Genomic DNA, 19,325 nt, shown 5'->3' on the forward strand with positions numbered 1-19,325 from the left:
GATCATCAGAACACGCTCCGCACCCTCCCATGCATGACGCAGGCTGGCGGCGGCGGCGTAACTGCCGCGCCGGGTCGCGCGTGCTGATGCCGATCCGATCGACCGGCACGAATGTTTTGAGGTAGTCCACGACCCAACGGCCGAGCTGTCCGGTCGCGCCGGTAACGACAAGCGTGGCTTTCTCCTTGATGCAAAGGCGGGGGTCGGATGATCCGACTCCGCCTTGGCAGGGGTTTATCTGTTCTTTTTGCCGGTGACTAACCTGCGATTTTCGAATACGCTGTTCTCCATGAAGAACAATGAATCTCTAGACGATCTTGCGATCTTCCATACTGTCGTCCGCGAGGGGGGCTTTCGCGCCGCCGCCCGAAGGCTTGGTCTTGCGCCCTCCAAGGTGAGCGCCACGGTCGCGCGGATGGAGGAGGCGCTCGGGGTGCCCCTGCTGCGCCGCACCACGCGCAGCATGGCCACGACAGAAGTCGGCAACGCGCTGGCCGAACGGATCGGCCCCCTCCTTGCCGGGCTCGACGCGGCCCGCGCCGAAGCGGCGGAGACCGCAGACCAGGTGCGCGGACGGCTCAAGCTGAACGTTCCGGGCGCCGTCATGCCCGACGTGCTTCCGCCGCTTTTCGCTGTTTTCCACGCCCGCCACCCGGAGGTGGAGGTCGAAATCGTGGTGGAGAATGGCATTGTCGACATCGTGGAAGCCGGATGCGACGCAGGCATCCGCTACGACGATGTGCTGGCGCAGGACATGGTGTCGATTCCGATCGGGCCGCGCACGCAGCAGGTCGCGCTCGCGGCCTCGCCGGATTACCTCGCCGCGCGCGGGGCGCCCGCAGCGCCTCGGGACCTGATCGAACACCAGGCGATCCGCTACCGCTTGCCGGGCGGCCCGCTCCTGCCCTGGCAACTGGTGGAGGACGGCCGGACGATCACGGTAGAGCCGATCCCGCGTCTTATCCTCGGGGTCAACGCGATCGACACGGGCCTCGGTTTCGCGCGCGCCGGCATCGGCATCATCGCGACCTTCCGCAACTGGCTGGAGGAGGATCTTGCGAACGGAGATCTGGTGCCGGTTCTCCCCGAAAGGTGGCCCGCCCGCACCGGGCCCCGCCTCTACTACCCAAGCCGCCACGCTCCGCGGCCCCTGCGTGCCTTCATTCAGGTGTGCCAGGATACCCATGAGGGATGAGCAAAAGTAGAGACGGACCCCTTAGAATACAAAGACCAAGGATATCGAGAGCGGGTTCGTCTGCCATATCCGATGCGCATTGATTGCACGGACCAGACTATTCGCCCGAACAAGTCCCGCAGCACCCCACGACTGCCAAGCCCGCTTTCCAGCGTTGGTCCCCGTCGGCTCGCTGGTGCAGCGAAGGCCGGCTTCCCGCCTATTGCGCAAATTTGCGGTGCACAGAATGAACGTCGGCGATCGGGACAAGTCCACATTGCTTCGAACGTCCAATGAGACGCAAACCTGCCTTTAAAACACCCGCTGAACCTCAGCTCCATATCCCGTTCCGGTGGGCAGCTTCAGGTCTTGAAGGGACAAGAACCTTCAACCGGTTCATCCAGGCTATGTTCCAGCGGAGAAATGCCGAACTGCCGCACAAAACCTCGCCGAGCACCAAGGAAGACCCAATAGTGTCTCATTCGAAGCGCGAAACCGAAGCGCGGGACGCAACCATCCATTCGCAGGCGCGACGGCGTTGCGCCCGGTTCTCTGCCGCAAAGGCTTGTCGATCCGGTTTGATCTTTGACCCTCGATTAACCCGAAACGAAGCGGTTTTTGTAGGCCGCGCGCAAGGCCGCCTTCTGGACCTTGCCCATGGTATTGCGGGGGAGTTGGTCAAGTATGATGAGGTCGCGCGGCTGCTTGAAGCGGGCGAGCTGGCTTGCCGCAACGTCGCTGATTGCCGCGATATCCGGCCTGGCGTCGCCCCTTGCGACGATGAAGCCCAGCACCGCCTCGCCGAAATCGGGATGCGGGACGCCGACAACGGCGCTTTCCAGCACGCCCGGCTGTTCGTCGAGCAGGAGTTCGATCTCACGCGGATAGATGTTGAGACCACCCGAAATGATCAGGTCCTTGGCGCGTCCGACGATGTGCACATAACCATCATCGTCGATCTTGCCGAGATCGCCGGTGATGAAGAAACCGTTTTCGCGCAATTCTGCCCTGGTCTTTTCGGGCATGCCCCAATAGCCCTGGAACACGTTGGGGCCGCGCACCTCAATCATGCCCGTCTCTCCCTGTTTCAAGGGCGCGCCGGTATCCGGATCGGTGATCAGGAGGTCGACTCCCGGCAACGGAAAGCCGACAGTCCCGGCCCGACGCTCGCCGTCATAGGGGTTGGAGGTCGACATGTTTGTCTCGGTCATTCCGTAGCGCTCGAGAATGCGGTGGCCGGTGCGCTCTTCGAATTCGATGTGCGTCTCGGCGAGAAGCGGCGCCGAGCCGGAGACGAACAGGCGCATATGGCCGACGAGCGCGCGCGTGAAGCTTCTGTCGCCCAGAAGGCGGGTGTAGAAGGTGGGTACGCCCATCAGCACCGAGGCCTGCGGCAGTAGCCGGAGCATCGCGCCGAGATCGAACTTCGGCAGGAAGATCATCGACGAGCGGGCGACGAGCGTGACATTGCAGGCGACGAACAGCCCGTGGGTGTGGAAAATCGGAAGCGCGTGCAACAACACGTCATTGCTGTTGAAACGCCACAGATCGGCAAGCGCGCGGGCATTGGAGATGAGGTTCGAATGGCTCAGCATGGCGCCCTTGGAGCGGCCCGTCGTGCCCGAGGTGTAAAGCAGCGCCGCAAGATCGCTTTCTTCCCGGTCAACGACAGCGATCTCAGATGAATGCCCAGCAGCCTTTTCCGAAAGGCTTCCCGCTCCATTTGCATCGAGCGTCAGCATCACCCGTCCCTCGCCCAAAAGCGCCTGCAATTGAGGCCCCATGGCGGGATCGCAGACGACGCCGCGCGCGCCGCTGTCGGTGATGAAATATTCAAGCTCGGAGAGCGTATAGGCCGTATTCAGCGGCAGAAGAACGACGCCCGCCATCACGCAGGCTGCATAAAGCGCCAGCGCCTGGGGCGTCTTTTCCACCTGGACCGCAAGACGGTCGCCGGCAACGAGACCCTCTGCGATCAAAACATTGGCCTGTCGCGCGGCAAGCGCATGGAAGTCGCGATAGGTCAGCACCGCCCCGCCAGCGTCGGTGAGAAAGGGACGATCGCTGTCCCGGCCGGAAGCAAAAAGTGTGTCGTAAAGTGGGTTAGGCATCCTGGAGACCCCCGATGGACTGAAATGATTGCGCCAGCGTTCGCACCTGCTGGGAGGCATTGACCTGCCTTTGATTGGCAAAACGCTCGTGGTTTTGCTCGATACTCGACAGATCGTACAGATAGTTCGTCATCACGCCGCAGCTTTCCCTCTGGCCGCGTTCGGACAGATCCGCGTCCGCATGGACGGCGTGAACAAGGGCGCCATTGCCAAGGTGGAAGCGGGCGACGGGATCGTAGTGCCGGCCGCCGTCGCGCTGCGCCGACATCAGATACTGGGCGGCTGCGCAGAGCAGTTGCGGGTTTGTAAGGCGCTCGGGCGAAAGGCCTTGCCCGGAAAGCCAACGGCTGAAAAGCGGCATGGGCGAAAGCGTCGCGAAAGTGGATAGCTGCGGCAATTCGGCCGCCAGATCGTTGACCACCTGTTTGATGAGCGAATTGCCGAAGGAGATGCCTGCAAGGCCGGGCTGGCAATTGGATATCGAATAGAAGATCGCCGTATCCGCCTGATCCGCTGCAAGCGGCGGGTGCACCTCGGAGAGCAGCGCCTGTACCGAACTGGCGATCCCCTTGGTCAGCGCGACCTCGACAAAGATCAGCGGTTCGCCCGGCATGGCGGGGTGAAAGAAGGCGAAACACCGGCGGTCTTCGGGCGCAACGCGGCGGCGCAGTTCCTCCCAGGAAGAGATCGCATGCACCGCCTCGTAGCGGATGATCTTTTCGAGGATATCGGCCGGGCTCTCCCAGCTTATGCGCCGAAGCACCAGAAAACCACGATTGAACCAACTGGCAAAAAGGTGCCGGAAATCGCAGTCGATCCGCATCCTCGGATCGTCCGGCGGCAGAAGGCGCAGCAGGTCGGCACGCATCTCGACCAGTTGCCGCGTCGCGTTCGGCACACGATTGAGCCGGCGCGCGAGCTCCTGCCGGCGCGGTTCCACCGCCGCCATGAAGGCATCATAGGCACGCTGGTCCGGTTTCTTCCAGAGCGGCTCCAGAGTGGACTCCACCAGCGCATGGTCGATATCGAGATCATCTGCGAGATAGCCGAAAAAGGCGGCCTTTTCCGTATCGTTCATGGCCGCGTAGCGATCGAGAATGCGCTGCGCCGTCACGAGACCGGATATTTCCCCCTTCGATGACAGCAGTTCATCGATGAGATCGGCAAGCGACCGGCTGTCGCCTGCGGGCGTTGCCGGGCTCTTCATGGTCCGTCGGAAAACCAGATCCAGGACATCTGACAATACACTCATGGCATCAAACCCTCGCAAGCTTGCTGGCATAAACGGCGAATCCTGTTGGAAAGCACCGAGGTTTCAGCGCGATGCGCCCGTCATCACGGCATCTGCGCGAAACGGGCCGTCTTCTCAGGAAAGCAGATCCGGTACACCGCGCAAGATATCGGACCAAAGCGTATAGCCACCGGCATTCAGATGAATGAAATCGGGCTGGTAGTAGCGGCCCATGGGCCTGCCGTTTTCACCCAGCAGCACCCCGGACACATCGACAAACGTCGCCGCGCCGGAACTTTCGCACCAGTCGGACGCAAGGCTGTTGTAGTGATCGACCGCGTCGGCATAGATCCAGCGCGTCGGGCTCTGCTTGGTTGACAGGACGAAGACCGCCGCATCAGGAAGCCGCCTGCGGATATCGCCCACAAGCGCCTCGAGATTGCGGAAGGTCGAAAGCCCTGTCAGCCCATCATTCGCGATGTCGTTTTCCCCGAAATAGAGCGCGACACGCTCGGGCTTCAGCGGCACCAGCAGCTTTTCCAGATAGTGCCGGCCGGAAAGGTTCGTGCCGCCGCCAAATCCGAGATTGACCACGTCGAGGCATTGCAGGTCCTGCACCATGGTGCCCCACAGCCGGAAAGAGGATGAGCCGTAAAAGGCGATCGGCCGTGCCGGCAACGGTCCGCGCTGAAGCCGCGCCAGAATGCCGACCACATCGTCTTCGTAGCGGTTCGTGGCCAGCGGTGAGGGAAAATCAAACATGGGAAGCCTTCTGAGCCTTATCTTCACCGGCACGATGGCATGCCGTCAGGCGCCCGTCTTTATGAGCATCGAGCGTCGGAATGGACCGTTCGCAAAGATCGATCGCGATCGGACAGCGCGGACGGAAGGCACAGCCCGACGGCAGTGTGATCGGACTGGGCGGGTCGCCCTCGAGCGGCGCACGCTGGCGGCGCTCGGAGGGACGCGGGCGCGGAACGGATTCCAGAAGGCCCGTCGTATAGGGATGCTGCGGCGCGTTGAGCACCGTCGCCGTCATTCCCTCCTCGACGATGCGCCCGAGATACATCACCGCTATGCGGTCACTGATATGCGAAACGACGCCGATATCGTGGGAAATGAAGATGAGCGACAGGCCCATCTCGTCGCGCAAATCGCAGAGCAGGTTGATGACCTGGGCGCGGATGGAAACGTCGAGCGCCGAAACGGGTTCATCCGCAACGATCAGGCGCGGTTCGGTCGCAAGCGCGCGGGCGATCCCGAGGCGCTGGCGCTGGCCGCCCGAAAGCTCATGCGGAAAACGCTTTGCCTGATCGGGTCGCAGACCAACCTTTTCCAGAAGGTACAGCACCCGGTCCCGGCGTTCGGCCGGCGTGCCGATCCTGTAATTGTCGAGCGGTTCACGCACGATCGCCTCCGCCGACCATCGCGGATCGAGCGAGGCAGAGGGGTCCTGGAAGATCATTTGAACCGAGCGCCGCGCTGCATGGAGGTCTCTGCGACCCATGCGTGCCAGATCCTTTCCGAGCAGCCAAACAGCCCCATTGTCCGGCCTGTCGAGCCCCATGATCATGCGGCCAAGCGTGGATTTGCCGCAGCCGCTTTCGCCCACGAGCGCCAGCGTTTCGCCGGGCGCGATCGAGAGTGAAACGTCATTGACGGCATGAACGACCTGCCCCTTGCCCGCCGGGAAATGGCGGACGAGGTTTTCCGCCACGAGAAGATCGGATGTATCGGTCATATCGAGGCCTCCTCTGCGCCCGATGCCGGCAGGGCATTGTCGATCGGCTGGTCGCAGCGCGTGTCATGGCCCGCTGCGATCATTCGCCAGTCGGGCGTCCGCTCATGGCAGCTGGCAACGGCGAAACGGCAACGGTCCACGAAATTGCAGCCCTTGGGAAGCATGGAAAAGCTCGGCACATTGCCGGGGATTTCCTCCAGACGCCCGAGGCTTTCCTCGCCCGGAACGAATTCCGCCGTCGCCCGCAAAAGGCCGGCGGTATAGCCATGCGACGGCCGCTCGAAGATGTCGTGCACGGAGCCGCGCTCGACCAGCGTGCCAGCATACATAACGGCGACGTCATCGGCGATTTCGGCAACCACGCCGAGATCGTGTGTGATGAAGATGATCGCTGTGCCGAATTCGCGCTGCAGTTCCGACAGAAGCCAGAGGATCTGCGCCTGCACGGTGACGTCGAGCGCCGTCGTCGGCTCGTCGGCAATCAGCAGCCTTGGACGACAGATCAGCGCCATGGCGATCATGATCCGCTGACGCATGCCGCCGGAGAGTTGGTGCGGATAGGCCCTCATGCGCCGCGCCGCCTCGGGAATTCGAACCATCTGCAGGACTTCGAGCACGCGCCCATCGGCCGCCTTTCGGCTCATCTTCTCATGCAGCAGAAGCGCCTCGCGCAACTGAAAGCCGATTGTCAGGGCCGGATTGAGCGACGACATCGGATCCTGAAAGATCATTGCCATCAGCGAGCCGCGCAGATCGGTGAGCCGCTCCTCGTCGCAGGAGAGGAGGTCGATCCCTTCCAGACGCAGCCGATCGGCCGTCACCACGGCGCTTCCGGGCTTGTGCAGGCCCATGATCGATGTCGCGGTCACGCTCTTGCCGGAGCCGGATTCGCCGACCAGGCAAAGGGTCTTTCCAGCCTCCAGGTCGAACGAAACATCACGGACCGCTCGTATCGCGCCCTCGGGGCCAAAGCCGACCGACAGGTTGCGGACACTGAGAAACGGTTCAGCGGTCATGATGCCCTCCTTGCCACAAGGCGCGGGTCAAAACGGTCGCGCAGTCTGTCGCCGATAATGTTGATGGAGAGGACCATGATGGAGAGGAATGTGCCCGGAAACGCGATGATCCAGGGCGCAAGCCGGAAGTATTCCTTGCCGCTGGCGATGACATTGCCCCAGCTTGGTATATCCGGCGGGGTTCCCACGCCGAGAAAGCTCAGCGCCGCCTCGCTCAAGATTGCCGCCGCGCAGACATAGGTTGCCTGGACGCTCAGCATGCCGACGGCATTGGGCACTACATGGCGCAACAAGATCTTCGACGTTGACGAGCCCACGGAAACGGCCGCGGTGATGAAGGGCAGTTCGCGAATACTGAGCACGACGCTGCGCATCAATCGTGCGGTGCGGGGAATTTCAGGTACCGAGATCGCAATGATGACCGTGACGAGCCCGCCGCCGAGAACCGAGACCAGCGCAATTGCGAGCAGGATTCCGGGAATAGCCATCAGGCCATCGGACAAACGCATGACAATGCGGTCGACCCACCGGAAATAGCCCGCCAGAACCCCGAGCGTGCCGCCGATGATCAGCACGACGGCTGCCGTGCAGAGGCCGACCAGGACCGAATTGCGGGCGCCGGAGACGGTCCGGGTAAAGACGTCGCGACCGAGATTGTCCGTGCCGAACCATGCTGCAGCACTTGGCGGCTTGAGACGCATGATCGGGTTCAGTTCGTTGCCGAGGCCCAGAATGGGCGGGCCGAAAATGGCCATCAGGATGACGACGGTCAGCGCCAACAGGCTGAGCGAGACGGCAATCCCGGGGCGCGCCGACCGGATCGCCGAAAAGGCGTTGAGAGCGCTGGAAGTCATTGGCGAACCCTCGGATCAAAAAGAGCATAGGACAGGTCAACCAGCAGGTTGACGGAGATGAGGGCGAAGGAAAACACGATCAGCACGCCCTGCACCACGGGATAGTCACGGGTCTGAATCGCATCGACCGTCAGCCGGCCCATGCCGGGAATATTGAAAACGGATTCGGTGATGACGACACCACCGAGCAAGGCTGCAAAGCTGGTGCCGACGACCGTGACGACAGGAACGCCGATATTCTTCAGCGCATGCACGACCAGGACCCGGCCGTTCTTGGCGCCCTTGGCGCGGGCCGTGCGGATGTAATCCTCCGACAGCACCTCGATCATCGTCGCACGCGTGATGCGCGCGACGAGCGCAGAAAAAAGCAGCGACAGGCTGATCGATGGCAGCATCAGGCTGCGAAGACAGCTCCAGAGGCCGGATGACAGCGGCTTGTATCCCTGGACCGGAAACCAGCCCACGCGCAGCGCAAAGAGATCGACAAGAATGTAACCGACGATAAAAACGGGAATGGAAAAGCCAAGAACAGAGGCGATGATCAGCGCCGTGTCGACGGCCGATCCCGCGCGCCATGCGGCCCAGACACCCGAGGGAACGGCGATCAGCACGGAGAGCGTCAGCGTGCACACGGCGAGCATCGCGGTCGGTTCGACGCGCTGCATAATCAGGGTCAGCACCGGAAAGCCTGAGTAGACGGACTCGCCGAGATCAAGTCGCGCGACCTGGGAGAGATAAAGAAACAGCTGTTCGATCAAGGGGCGGTCGAGGAAGAGGCGCGCGCGGATCTCTTCGATTTGCGCCGGCGTTGCGTTCTCGCCGGCAATCAGGGCTGCCGGATCGCCGGGACCGATATGAAGAAGAAGAAACACGGTAACCAGCACGATCAACGCGACCGGTATGACCGACAGAAGCCGGCGGACGACGAAATTGGACATTGATGTCTCCTGAAACAAGGCGGCGCCGTTGCCGGGAACGGCGCCGACTCTTTCATGTCACTGCGTTTTCTCGATGTTCCAGTAGACCTGCAGAGGGCTCTGGATCATCCCATCCAGCGACGTGTTCCAGCCGGACTTGCCGTAATACTGGCCCATAGGGATGAAGGTCACGATCTCGTTCGACCGGTCCTGGATCGCAACAGCCGCCGCCTTGCGCTCTTCCTGGGTATCGGCAAGCAGGAACTGCTTCCAGTTCGCCTGCAGCTCCTCATCGCAAGGCCAGCCGACAAAAGCCTTATCGCAAGCGCCAGTGACATATGGATTGGTCAACGGGTCCATCATCGCATCGCCGCCAAAGGCCGTCAGGAACATGTTCCAGCCGCCTTCCGAAGGCGCGCCCGTGTTGTTGCGCCGCGAGAACATCGACGCGAGGTCCATCTGCTGGTCGTTGACAGTGAAGCCGACATTGCGTAGCGCCTGCACAAGGACGATACCCATATCACGCTGGAACTGCTGATCCGTCGGATGCAGGAAGGTGATGGGCGTTCCGTCATAACCGGCCTCTTCCAGCAGCGCCTTCGCCTTCTCCGGATCCGGATGCATGTAGCGATCGCTGTTGACGTCGGTCTCGTAGGGACCGCCGCACATGAAGATCGCGGCGCAGAGCTCGTAGAGATCCGTCTTGTCGCCAAGAAGCGTCGTCATGAAATCCTGCTGGTTCAACGCGAGCTGAACCGCCTGGCGGACTTTGATGTCATCGAAGGGCGGCTGGGTATGGTTCAAGACGATCTGCAGGCTTTTGCCCAACTGCGGCTTGGTCGCAGTGGTCAGTTCCGCTTCGGATTCCACCAGCGGAAGCTGATCGTAGGGGACTTCGGTGACATAGTCGATCTCGCCTGCCATCAGCGCATTGACGGCGCTGGTGTCATCCGGGATGGTGATACGCTCAAGCCGGTCCACCTTTGCAAGCTTGGCGCCTGCCAGATTGCTCGGAGGCTCGCTGCGCGGGATGTAGCCATCGAACTTTTCGACGACGAATTTGACGCCCGGCTGCCATTCGGCGAATTTGAAAGGACCGGATCCAATCAGTTCCGGCAGCTTCTCGCCAATCGGCGTTTCGGCGATCCGCTCCGGCATGATGAACAGCGGATAGGCGGTCATCCGTCCGAGGCCGTTGAGCAACTGTCCGAAAGGTTCGGTGAGAACGATACGGAACGACGTGTCGCCGGTCGCCTCGATCGTGTCGAGACGCTTGGCAATCTCCTGGCCGAGGCTGTCCTTGCCCATCCAGCGGTTGATCGACGCAATGACATCCGCCGAGGTGACCGGCGCGCCGTCATGGAAGATGAGCCCATCGCGGAGCGTGAAGTCATAGGTCTTCTTGTCCGCGCTGACGGTATAGGTGTCGACCATCTGGGGCTGGACCTGGAAGTCGTCATCCATGGCGAACAGCGTATCCCAGATCAGATAGGACATGTCGCGCATCGGGTAATTCGTGCTGAGCAGCGGATCCATCTGCTGAATGTCGCCGACGTCACGAATTCGCAATACGCTCTCAGCGTGTGCGGCAAGTGTCATCGCTGCCGACAGCGCGGTGGCCGCTGCGAGCGTCTTAAAGGCTTTCGAAAACATCCGGTCCCTCCCTTGAACCAAAGCCAGGATGGCTTTTCGGCAATTGCATACAGCATTTGTTTAATGCTAAATCTAACTAGCTTCTTTTGTATGCATATGTCAATATCATGCATACATGAAAACGTTCTGAGTATTCGAATGACAAAAACTGTTTCAAATTCAGGCACTTCACTTCGCGATCGCATCGAAGAGGCAATTGTGTCAGGAGAGTTTCGGCCCGGCGACAGGCTCGAAGAGGTGAGCCTCGCTGAGCATTACGGGGTTTCCCGTACGCCCGTTCGGGAAGCGCTGCGGCAGTTGCAGGAGGCAGGCCTCATCGACATCAAGCCGCGCAAGGGGGCGACCGTCACCGTGGTGACGCCCACGCATCTGATCCATATGTTCGAGGTGATGGGCGGGATTGAGGGCATCGCTGGACGTCTTGCAGCCCGGCGCCTCGATGAAAGGTCCAGACAAGACATTCTGGAATGCCACGAAGCCTGCCGCACCGCAGTGAAGGATGGCTCTGACGCCTATTATTACGAGAACGAGCGGTTCCACATGGCGATCTACCACGCCAGCGCCAATCCGTTTCTCGAGGAACAGGCACGCACCCTGCATCGACGCCTCAAGCCCTACCGCCGGATTCAGCTTCGCTCCCTGAACAGGATCGAACACTCGTTCGAAGAGCATGAGCGGATCGTCCAGGCCTTGCTGAGTGGCAACGGCAAGGAAGCCGAACAGGCGCTATGGGATCACGTAACGATTCAGGCGGATCGCTTTCACGATTTCTTGGCCGGACTGGAGAGAAGCACGCAATCGTAGTGTGCGCGCCACAAGCGCCTCGCAAGAAAGGCTTGGAGCGTAATCCGAGCGTTCTCGATGCTGCGAAACTTCCTGAATTGCTCCGGAAAGCGGCTCGGCAGCACCGCTCGCTGTTTAGTCCTCGGCCGTAGACCGCTCGCGCCACTTCAGAACGGTTTTCGGATTGATGCCGTAGATCCGGATCCATTGTGCGGAATAAGCGTGCAAGCGATGGAACACAGCTCGGACCGCGCGCATGGTCGTGGCGCGGCCGTGATGTATCTGGCCCATAATGCTTACTTCAATTCCATGGAAAATAACGCACCGTCAAATCCCAGGGTCAAACGCCTGGAACCACCGTGTATCTTACAGTGTTCCGGAGGTCGACTTCCGCATGACGAGTTCCGTTTGATAAACGAGGGTGCGGACCTTTCGATCGGGGTTCTCGATCGCTTCTACCACAAGGTCGATTGCGGCCAGTCCCATGGCCTGTAGCGGCCGGCCGATCGAGGACAGTGGCGGCGTCAGGAGGTTGGCGATCGAGTTGTCGAAGCCGATGAGGGACATGTCGTCCGGTACGCTGAGACCGGCCTCGCCGAGAGCCTGCAAAGCGCCGGCCGCGAGAATGTCGCTGGAGGCGAGGACAGCTGTCGGGCGGCGATCGATCCCGAGCAGGTCGCGCATCATCTTCCGGCCTTCGCTTGCCGGGTCATCGCCCGTCAGCGGGAAATAGAGCCCCAGCCTGATCAATGCCGGATCATCGTCAAGGCCGTGACGGGCAATGGCGGCGCGGAAGGCGGCAAGGCGGTCTTCCTCCATCGAGGTTCCATGCACGCGGGCGCGGTTGTAGCGGTCGGGCGCGCCGCCGATGAAGGCGATGCGCCGATGTCCCAATGCCTGAAGATGATCGATGGCCTGGTCGATGCCGCTTCCCGGATCGATCAGCACGGCATCGGTTCCGCCGCAGACCTCCTGCTCGATCTGGATGACCGGCACGCCTGCCTGCAACAGAGGCGCCATGCCGCTGGCGTCGATCCCGTAGGAAAAGATCACCGCATCCGCCCGCTGCTGCAGGAGTTGAATGACGGCGCTCGCCTCGATCTCCGGCTTCATGCCGTGCTGGAACATCAGCACATTGTAGCCGCGATTGAGCGCCTCGCTGCGGATGGCCTGGCTCAACTGGCTGAAGAACGGATTGAGCGAACCATCGACGACGATCAGGCCGATCGTCCAGCTGCGCTTGGTTCTCAACCCGCGCGCCACGGCGTTCGGCCGGTATCCCGTCGCCTTGAGCGCCTCGCGCACCCGCCGCTGTTTTTCCGGCCCGACCTTGTCCGGCTCGTAGAGCACCCGCGCCACGGTGGCCGGCGACACGCCCGCATGCCGCGCCACGTCCCCCATGGTTGACAAGTGTCTATTTTTTTCCACATCGGACCTCTTTTTCTATTGATGATGACGTCATCATTTGCAAATGGTGACGTCATCATAAGATTTCAGGCGGAATTTTCCAGTGTTTTCGGGATAGTTGTAGGGAAAAGCAGATCTCATGGTTTCGAGCCACTTTCTTTCACGGTTCATCCTGTCGGCGCTGATCGCACTCGCCTATGCGGTCATTCTGGCGCCGGTGATAACCGTCGTTGCGATCAGCTTTTTCGACCAGGGCATCATCAGTTTCCCGCCCGACGGTTTCACGCTGCGGTGGTTCGTCAACGCCTGGGCACGGCGGGAATTCACGCAAGGGCTCATCACCAGCCTTGAGCTGGCGCTGATCGCGACCGCCATCGGCGTGCCGCTCGGAACGCTGGCCGCCTACGGCCTCAATCGCGGCGGTTTTGCCGGCAAGGGCCTGATTTCCACACTGCTGCTCGGACCGCTCGCGGTACCGGGAATCATCATGGGCACCGCGCTTTATATGTTTCTCATTCGCGCGGAGATGGTCGTCGGCCAGACGATTGTCGGCACGACGGCCGGGCTGGTCGCCGCCCATGTCCTGCTCACCATCCCCTGGACGGTGCGTCTTGTCGCCGCCAGCATGGAAGGCATGGACCTGCGGGTTGAGGAAGCCGCCGCCAATCTCGGCGCGCCGCCGCATGTCGTCGCCTGGCGGATCACCCTGCCGATGCTGCGCTCCGGCATTGTCGCGGCCTGCATGTTCTCCTTCATCCAGAGCTTCGAGAACCTTGAGCTGTCACTGCTTCTGATCGGCCCCGGCAAGATCACCCTGCCCGTCGCGATGCTGAACTATCTGGAATTCAAGATCGATCCGACGCTCGCTGCCGTCGGCACAATACAAATTCTGCTGATCGGCGTGTTGATGCTGGTGACCGATCGCTACGTCAAACTGTCGCGCGTCCTTTAAATTCAAGGCCTGGAGAGTGTTTTGAGCGAATTGACCATTGAACATCTGGCCAAGGCCTACGGCGACAGCCGGGTGGTTGAAAACCTCAACCTTCACATCGAGGAAGGCGAACTGGTGGCGCTGCTGGGGCCATCGGGATGCGGAAAATCCACGACATTGCGGATGATCGCCGGCTTTGTGAAGCCGACCGAGGGGCGGATCCTGCTTGGCGGCGAGGACATCGCCCGACTGCCGCCCTACCGTCGCGACACCGGCATGGTGTTCCAGTCCTATGCGTTGTTTCCCCATATGAGCGTCGCCGCCAATGTCGGCTTCGGCCTCGAGATGCGCAAGATCGGCAGGGCCGAACGCGACGAACGGATCAAAAAAGCGCTTTCGATGGTCCGGCTCGACCATCTGGCCGAGCGCATGCCGCGCCAGCTTTCCGGCGGACAGCAACAGCGCGTGGCACTCGCCCGCGCGCTGGCGATCAACCCGAAAATGCTGCTGCTCGACGAGCCGCTTTCCAATCTGGACGCCAAGCTGCGCGGCGAGGTGCAGCACGAAATCCGGAACCTGCAGCAAAGGCTGGGGCTGACGACGCTGATGGTGACCCACGACCAGGACGAGGCGCTGACCATGGCCGATCGCCTGGCGATGATGGAAGGCGGCGTGGTCCGCCAGATCGGCACGCCGCAGGAAATCTACGACACGCCGGATGATGTCTATGTCGCCGGTTTCATCGGCCGCTGCAATCTGATCGCGGGGCGACGCAAGGCACCGGGCTTGTTTGTCAGCGATAGCGGCACGGAATTGCGCTGTAATGTAACGACCGATGCTGGCGCCGAGGCCGTCATGTTCGCCCTGCGCCCGGAGAAGATCAAGCTGGCGCCGGCGGATCAGGCCCCGCTCGCCGATGATCAGGCGCGCCGGAACGCGCGGATCACCGGCATGGCCTATCTTGGCGCGCAGACGGAGTTCGAACTCGATCTTGAAGGCACGCCGCTTGTCGCCGTGATGCCCACGCCCTCCCGCAATACCCCATTGGCCGCCCTGCGGCCGGGCGGCGATGTTTCCGTCACCTGGCAGACCGAAGATGCGCGCCTGCTGCCTCAGCGGTCGTGAAAGGCCGTAAACCAAGCCATCCGGGCCTATCGGCCCCGCACAAGAAGACTGTCAAAAGGAAGAGAGAACAGCTTATGTCAGACAGATTTAATACCACCCGCCGCATTTTCCTGGCCGCCAGCGCGGCCGCCTCGATGCTGGCGTTCACGGCCACCGGCCAGGCCTTTGCCGAGGACAAAGGAACCGTAATCACCTCGGTGTTCGGCGGCGATTATGGCGATATCCTGCGCGCCACCGTCGACGAGGCGATCATGGAACCGGAAGGTTATGACGTTATTCAGGATATTTCTTCGACCGAGGCCCGCCAGACCAAGCTCAGAACCGAGAAGATGCGCGCCAGGTCGAGCTTCGACGTGGCCGTGCTCGCCGATCTCAGCATGTATCAAATGGCAAAGCTCGGTGTTCTTTCGGAAGTCACCGAGGAAAACGTTCCGCGTGTTTCGGCGGTCATCCCGGCGCTGCGCAAATCCCATTCGGTGCCCCAGATCTATTCCTATTTCGCCATCCTCTACAATCCGGACAAGGTGACAACGCCGCCCACCTCCTATGCCGATCTCTGGAATCCGGAATACAAGGGCAAGGTCGGCGTTTCCGACAATCTGCACGTGGCGACTTCCGCGGTCGCCGCGCTTGTCGGCGGCGGTTCGATGACCGATTTCACGCCGGGCCAAGCCAAACTCCTTGAACTGCGCGATAAGCAGGACGTGCAGATTCTGCCGTCGAACGAGGCAGTCGCCGCAGCCTTCGAGAGCGGCGATATCTGGATCACGATCAACTACGTGGCAAGAGCCTATTCATGGCGCCAGAGCGGCCTGAACATCGAACGGGCGGTGGCGTCCGAGGGCGCGATCCCGATCGCATTCGAAATGGCTGTGCCCAAGAACGCGCCCAACAAGGATGGCGGCTTTGCCTACCTCAACGCCGCCCTTGAACCGGAAGCCCAGATCGGCTTTGCCGCGAAGATGGGTTACCTGCCGACGGTCACTGACGCCGAACTGCCGGCAGAGCTGGAAGCAGCGATCGGCCTTCCGCCGGAAGAGCAGGATCGGCTGATCCGTCTCGACGACGACTATCTGATGCAGCACGAAACGGAAATCCTCGATTTCTGGAACCGTGAGTTCAAGGGCTGACATGGCACTTCTGGTTTTCCCCGCAGCGCTGCTGGTTTTCGTTCTGCTGGTCCTGCCCATGGCAGGACTCTTCAGGATGTCGCTCAACCTCTACAGCCCGATGGAGATGATGACCGCGGCGTTCACCGGGGAAAACTACATCGCCGCGCTGACCGATCCCTATTATCAGGAGATCATCCTGACGACGGTCGGCGTGGCGTTTTTATGCATGGCGCTCTGCCTCCTGCTTTCGCTCGCGCCGGCCTATTGGCTGGCGCGCATGCAGAGCCGGTGGAAATCGATGCTGATCATCCTGACGCTGTTTCCGCTACTGGTCGGCAATGTGGTGCGGGCTGCGGGCTGGATGGCGCTTCTGGGCACCCATGGCGCGATCAACGCCTTCCTCGGCATATTCGGCATCGGTCCGCTGACGCTGATGTACACCCCGCTTGCCGTGGTGGTGGGCACGACGGCGGTGGTGCTGCCCTACATGATCCTCACGCTTTCCTCCGTCGTGGAAACCGTGCCGCGTGACACCGAGGAGGCAGCCGCCAATCTCGGCGCGACCCCGCTCAAGGTCTTCTTCCGCGTGCTGTTGCCGCAGGCAGCCCCCGGCGTTCTGGCGGGCAGCATGCTGGTCTTCATCCTTTCCATGAACGCCTATGCGACCCCGGTTTTGCTTGGCGGCCCCGGCTTCACCATGCTGGCTCCCGCCGTCTACGACCAGTTCGTGACCGCCGGCAACTGGCCTTTCGGCGCCGCCCTCGCCTTCGTCCTCTTGGCCACGACGCTCATCCTCACCATGGCCGTCAGCTACGCACTTTCACGGTCCCTCAAACGCCGCGCCGGCTGAAACAGATATTCGACATGACCGACATGACCCTCGATGAAAAGCTCGACGCGATGACGCTTGCCGAGCAGGTGAGCCTGCTCTCCGGCGCGTCCTTCTGGCGGACGGCGGCCGTCGAGCGGCTTGGCATTCCCGCCGTGAAAATGACTGACGGGCCGAACGGCGCGCGCGGGGAGGATTTTTCCGGCGGCGTGCGCTCCGCCGCCTATCCGGTCGCGATTGCCCTTGCGGCGACGTTCGATCCGGACCTCGTCCAGGAGATCGGCGTGGATCTGGCCCACGAGGCCAGATCCAAGGGCGCGCGAATCCTTCTCGGTCCGACCGTGAACATGCATCGGAACCCGCTCAACGGGCGCAATTTCGAGTGCTTTTCCGAAGATCCCCTCGTCGCCTCGGCCATGGCGGTCGCTTATGTCAGGGGTGTCCAGTCGCAGGGCGTTGCCGCCACGATCAAGCATTTCATCGGCAATGAATGCGAGCATGAACGCCGCACCACGAGTTCCGAGATCGACGAGAAGACCCTGCGCGAGATCTATTTTCCGCCGTTCGAGGCGGCGGTGAAGGAGGCTGACGTTGCCTGCGTGATGACCGCCTATAACGCGCTCAACGACGTGCACACCTCCGAAAATCCCTGGCTGCTCGATACCATTCTGCGCCGGGAATGGGGCTTTGAGGGCGTGGTGATGTCGGACTGGACGGCGACCCACTCAACGGCAGCGGCCCTGCTCGCCGGCCTCGATCTCGAAATGCCGGGACCGGGCAAGTTCCGGGGCGAAAAGCTCATTAAGGCCGTTGAGAACGGCGAAGTGCCTGCCGCCGCCGTTCGCCACGCTGCACGAAGGGTGCTGAGACTGATCGAACGCGTCGGCGCAAAAACGAGTGACGATCTGGAGGTCGAGCAGGCGGAGGATCGTCTGGAGACGCGGGCTCTGATCCGCCGTGCCGGCGCCGCGGCCGCCGTTCTGCTCAAGAACGACAACGCCCTGCTGCCGCTTTCCGGCAAAAAACGCAGCCGCATCGCCGTGATCGGCCCCAATGCCGCAAGGGCGGTGATGTTCGGCGGCGGATCGGCGCAGATCAACGCCCATTACGCGATCTCGCCGCTCGAAGGCATCCGCGCGGCGTTTCCCGATGCGCAGGTCGACTATGCGCTCGGCTGTCCCGGCGACCGTTATCTGCCACTGATCGACACGCCCGTCGACATCGCCTTCTTCGCCGGAACCGATTTTGCGGGCCCGCCGGTACTCACCAAGACTGGTGCCAGGAGCGAGTTCCGCTGGTTCGGGCCGGTGGCGCCCGAGGTCGATCACCGCGCATTTTCGGCACGGTTGACGGCACGCTATGAGCCGCAGGAAACGGGGTGGTACGAGATCGGCCTGATGAGCGCCGGCACCAGCCGCCTCGCGATCGACGGTACGCCCGTTCTCGAGGCGTGGGAAAGCTGGTCGCGCGGTTTCAGCTATTTCGGCCATGGCTGCGCCGAACGACGGGGCCGGATCCATCTCGAAGCCGGCAAAAGCTATGATATCAGCGTCGACTACGCCTGCGGCGACGGTATCACCACCACGCTGAAGGCCGTGCGCTTCGGCCTGAGGGCGCCCTCTGCCGGCGGCTCGCGTGAGGAGGCCGTGGCGCTCGCGCGCGATGCCGATGTGGTTGTGCTGGTCGCCGGCCTCAACGACGACTGGGAGACCGAGGCCGAGGACCGCGAAAGCCTCAACCTGCCGCAGGCGCAGAACGATTTGATCGAGGCGGTGGCGGCGGCGAACAGATCGACGATTGTCGTCATGCAATCCGGCGCGCCGGTGACAATGCCGTGGGCGGACGCGGTACCGGCGATCCTGCAATTATGGTATCCGGGCCAGGAATGCGGCAATGCGCTCGCCGATGTCCTGACGGGCAATGCCGAGCCTGGCGGACGCATGCCCCAGAGCTTTCCTGCAACCGCAGAGGAACTGGGCGCGATCACACGGCGTCCCGAGGCTTATGGCAAGGTTGTCTACGCCGAAGGAACGGCCATCGGCTATCGCGGCTTTGCCGCGCGCGGGACCCGGCCGCAATTCCCGTTCGGTCATGGGCTCGGCTATGCCAAGATCGAATTTTGCGATGCACGGCTGGCTTTCGAGGAAGAGCAACTGACCGTCGAGGTCGCTCTTTTCAACCCATCGGAGCGCACGGGCAGTGAAGTCGCCCAGGTCTATCTCATCAGCGAAACCGGGACGCCGCTGCGCCTTGTCGCGTTTGCCAAGACGACTCTCGCCCCGATGGAAAAGCGAAGCATCGGCCTCGCGATCCCGGAACGCAGGCTTTGCGCATGGGACCCCGACAAGGGCCGGTGGGTCCGCGAACCAATGCCCTTCACACTTGCTGTCGGTCCCTCCTCCGCCGACTTGCGGATACGCAAGACTGTAGCGGAGAATTGA

The 19,325-nt window shown here is 61.9% G+C and carries 16 protein-coding genes; 7 read left to right on the forward strand and 9 right to left on the reverse strand.

From position 1 onward, the window contains the following. Positions 1 to 223 precede the first annotated feature (223 nt). The gene (locus FF124_RS18880) at positions 224 to 1,195 is read left to right on the forward strand and encodes a LysR family transcriptional regulator (protein ID WP_246072556.1); all 972 of its coding nucleotides are present in this window, start codon (positions 224 to 226) and stop codon (positions 1,193 to 1,195) included. A 575-nt stretch (positions 1,196 to 1,770) separates the two neighbouring features. Here FF124_RS18880 and FF124_RS18885 read toward each other — a convergent pair. The 8 genes from FF124_RS18885 to FF124_RS18920 form a co-directional block, all read right to left on the reverse strand. Then, on the reverse strand, positions 1,771 to 3,285 hold the full coding sequence (locus FF124_RS18885; RefSeq protein WP_138750035.1) for a malonate--CoA ligase: 1,515 nt from the start codon (positions 3,283 to 3,285) through the stop codon (positions 1,771 to 1,773). Then, a complete protein-coding gene (locus tag FF124_RS18890) occupies positions 3,278 to 4,537 on the reverse strand; it encodes a malonyl-CoA decarboxylase (protein WP_138750036.1) in 1,260 nt (419 codons plus the stop codon). The genes FF124_RS18885 and FF124_RS18890 overlap by 8 nt, the downstream gene beginning before the upstream one ends. Positions 4,538 to 4,651: 114 nt before the next feature. Further along, positions 4,652 to 5,278, reverse strand: a complete 627-nt coding sequence (locus tag FF124_RS18895; protein ID WP_138750037.1) for a GDSL-type esterase/lipase family protein — start codon at positions 5,276 to 5,278, stop codon at positions 4,652 to 4,654. Then, positions 5,271 to 6,257 carry an ABC transporter ATP-binding protein gene (locus FF124_RS18900; protein ID WP_138750038.1) on the reverse strand — a complete coding sequence of 329 codons (987 nt, stop codon included), beginning with the start codon at positions 6,255 to 6,257 and terminating at the stop codon, positions 5,271 to 5,273. Before FF124_RS18900 ends, FF124_RS18895 begins: the two co-directional genes overlap by 8 nt. Next, on the reverse strand, positions 6,254 to 7,273 hold the full coding sequence (locus tag FF124_RS18905; protein ID WP_138750039.1) for an ABC transporter ATP-binding protein: 1,020 nt from the start codon (positions 7,271 to 7,273) through the stop codon (positions 6,254 to 6,256). The genes FF124_RS18900 and FF124_RS18905 overlap by 4 nt, the downstream gene beginning before the upstream one ends. Then, the gene (locus tag FF124_RS18910) at positions 7,270 to 8,127 is read right to left on the reverse strand and encodes an ABC transporter permease (RefSeq protein WP_138750040.1); all 858 of its coding nucleotides are present in this window, start codon (positions 8,125 to 8,127) and stop codon (positions 7,270 to 7,272) included. Before FF124_RS18910 ends, FF124_RS18905 begins: the two co-directional genes overlap by 4 nt. Next, positions 8,124 to 9,065, reverse strand: coding sequence for an ABC transporter permease (locus tag FF124_RS18915; RefSeq protein WP_138750041.1), 942 nt, complete (start codon positions 9,063 to 9,065; stop codon positions 8,124 to 8,126). Before FF124_RS18915 ends, FF124_RS18910 begins: the two co-directional genes overlap by 4 nt. A gap of 57 nt (positions 9,066 to 9,122) precedes the next feature. Continuing rightward, entirely contained in the window at positions 9,123 to 10,697 is a 1,575-nt protein-coding gene (locus FF124_RS18920; protein WP_138750042.1) for an ABC transporter substrate-binding protein, read from the reverse strand. A gap of 138 nt (positions 10,698 to 10,835) precedes the next feature. Here FF124_RS18920 and FF124_RS18925 point away from each other — a divergent pair, with 138 nt between their 5' ends. Next, positions 10,836 to 11,501, forward strand: coding sequence for a GntR family transcriptional regulator (locus FF124_RS18925; protein WP_138750043.1), 666 nt, complete (start codon positions 10,836 to 10,838; stop codon positions 11,499 to 11,501). 345 nt (positions 11,502 to 11,846) lie between these two features. Here FF124_RS18925 and FF124_RS18930 read toward each other — a convergent pair whose 3' ends face one another. Further along, the gene (locus FF124_RS18930) at positions 11,847 to 12,908 is read right to left on the reverse strand and encodes a LacI family DNA-binding transcriptional regulator (RefSeq protein WP_246072558.1); all 1,062 of its coding nucleotides are present in this window, start codon (positions 12,906 to 12,908) and stop codon (positions 11,847 to 11,849) included. Between the two features lie 118 nt (positions 12,909 to 13,026). Between FF124_RS18930 and FF124_RS18935 the strand changes: the two genes are divergently transcribed. The 5 genes from FF124_RS18935 to FF124_RS18955 all read left to right on the forward strand — a co-directional run bounded on the left by FF124_RS18935 (position 13,027) and on the right by FF124_RS18955 (position 19,325). Then, a complete protein-coding gene (locus FF124_RS18935) occupies positions 13,027 to 13,839 on the forward strand; it encodes an ABC transporter permease (RefSeq protein WP_138750044.1) in 813 nt (270 codons plus the stop codon). Positions 13,840 to 13,860: 21 nt separating this feature from the next. Further along, positions 13,861 to 14,943, forward strand: coding sequence for an ABC transporter ATP-binding protein (locus FF124_RS18940; protein ID WP_138750045.1), 1,083 nt, complete (start codon positions 13,861 to 13,863; stop codon positions 14,941 to 14,943). Between the two features lie 74 nt (positions 14,944 to 15,017). Then, the gene (locus tag FF124_RS18945; RefSeq protein WP_138750046.1) at positions 15,018 to 16,073 is read left to right on the forward strand and encodes an ABC transporter substrate-binding protein; all 1,056 of its coding nucleotides are present in this window, start codon (positions 15,018 to 15,020) and stop codon (positions 16,071 to 16,073) included. Position 16,074: 1 nt separating this feature from the next. Further along, on the forward strand, positions 16,075 to 16,905 hold the full coding sequence (locus FF124_RS18950) for an ABC transporter permease (protein ID WP_138750047.1): 831 nt from the start codon (positions 16,075 to 16,077) through the stop codon (positions 16,903 to 16,905). 14 nt (positions 16,906 to 16,919) lie between these two features. After that, a complete protein-coding gene (locus tag FF124_RS18955) occupies positions 16,920 to 19,325 on the forward strand; it encodes a beta-glucosidase H (RefSeq protein ID WP_138750048.1) in 2,406 nt (801 codons plus the stop codon).

Origin of the sequence: Martelella lutilitoris, assembly GCF_005924265.1 — a bacterium.
GTDB classification, from domain to species: Bacteria; Pseudomonadota; Alphaproteobacteria; order Rhizobiales; family Rhizobiaceae; genus Martelella; species Martelella lutilitoris.